This window comes from Pseudoalteromonas sp. SR45-5, assembly GCF_014163565.1.
GTDB classification, from domain to species: Bacteria; Pseudomonadota; Gammaproteobacteria; order Enterobacterales; family Alteromonadaceae; genus Pseudoalteromonas; species Pseudoalteromonas distincta.
Map to the genome: position 1 here is coordinate 1 of NZ_JACJDN010000815.1, position 1475 is coordinate 1475.

2 protein-coding genes are annotated in these 1475 nt (G+C 38.1%); both read right to left on the reverse strand.

Annotated elements, in window-relative coordinates; all coding sequences use genetic code 11:
- Positions 1–34: 34 nt before the first annotated feature.
- A complete protein-coding gene (locus H5072_RS19295; protein WP_182694489.1) occupies positions 35–664 on the reverse strand; it encodes a YceH family protein in 630 nt (209 codons plus the stop codon).
- 43 nt (positions 665–707) lie between these two features.
- The coding region (locus H5072_RS19300; protein ID WP_182694490.1) for a response regulator at positions 708–1475 on the reverse strand (768 nt) is incomplete at its 5' end.

The following is a 1475-nucleotide window of genomic DNA, read 5'->3' on the forward strand; positions in this document are numbered from 1 at the left end:
CAATAAACTTATTATGTGATTTAGTTTTAGTTAATTAAAGTTTTAAATGAGCTTTTATTTGGCGAAGCTCTGCTTTTAATTTTTCTACTTCTTCAAGTAAATCGCTTAATTCTTTGTCTTTAATTACTTCGCTTGGTAGAGCAACAAAGGCATCGGCGGGATTATTTTGTTGTTCGCCAAATAAATGAATATATCGGCTGTCACGTTTTCCAGCTTCACGCTCTAGCTTTGTGACGTACTCGCTTTCAATCAGTTTATTGAGCGCTGTCTCTACTTCATTTACGTTATTAAAATCAGCAAGTCTAGCACTGCGGGTTCTTAATTCACCAGGGGTTTGAGCACCACGCAAAAGTAATAAACAAACAATGGCACGCTGCTGAGCAGAAAATTGCAGATTACTAAATTCAGTGTTGCAAAAGCGGTGATCGTATTTATTTACGCGACCCGAAAGACCTTCATCTATTGTAACCAAACGCATTTCTATTAGTTCATCAAGTGCGTTTTGCACGTCTTCATCTGTAAGACTTAACACAGGATCGCGATTAGACTTTTGGTTACATGCGTTCACGAGAGCGTTTAACGATAGCGGATAATGCTCTGGCGTCGTGCTTTGTTTTTCTAATAGGCAACCAAGAATACGTTGTTGATTTGTTGATAACTGCATAAATAATCTCAAATTAGTAAGCGTATTTTATTAGCTTACACCTTTATTGAATGCCAAGCCATTGTTGAAGCTTTGGTTGTAATGCAGCTAAATCGAGAGGCTTACTTAAATAGTCGTTCATGCCTGCGGCTAGACATTTTTCTTTATCGCCCTGCATGGCATTGGCTGTTAGCGCAATAATAGTAATATTTTCATTATCTTTACCTGCATCACCTTCTCTAATGGCTTTAGTGGCTTGGTAGCCATCCATTTCGGGCATTTGGCAATCCATTAAAACTAGCTTATATGGTTTACCTTGTTTTGCATTGAGCTTTACAATTGCCTCAAGGCCATTTTCGGCAATATCAAAAGTAACACCCGCCTGCTTTAATAGCGCAGAGGCAACCACTTGGTTTATTTTATTGTCTTCAACAAGCAATAGTTGTGGTTCTGATGAATCCAGTACTGGCGCTTTAGTTAGCTTGTTTTGAAGCTGTGCTTGTTGCTGCTGTTGTTCAATGTATTTATCGTTTGTGAGTGAGTCAAACAAATCAGACGGTGTGAGAGGTTTGAAAATCATACAGTCGACTTCCATACCTACTTTAGACTCCTCAGACGAATAACTCATTGGCGCCATAATAACTAACTTGCAACTATGCATATTTATAAAGTTTTTAAGCGCGGTGATATGCGTTTGTGGGGCTTTTTCAAAAAAGTAGTAATCAACTAAAATAGCACCAGGGTGGGTGGTTATATTACTTAAGTAATCATCAACCTCAAGATAGTTATGTATACAATTAACTTTTGCACCCCAAACAGTGAGCTGCTTATT

Excerpts from the sequence above, each read along its gene's own strand:
- H5072_RS19295 (WP_182694489.1), bottom strand. The coding sequence starts at position 664 with ATGCAGTTATCAACAAATCAACAACGTATTCTTGGTTGCCTATTAGAA.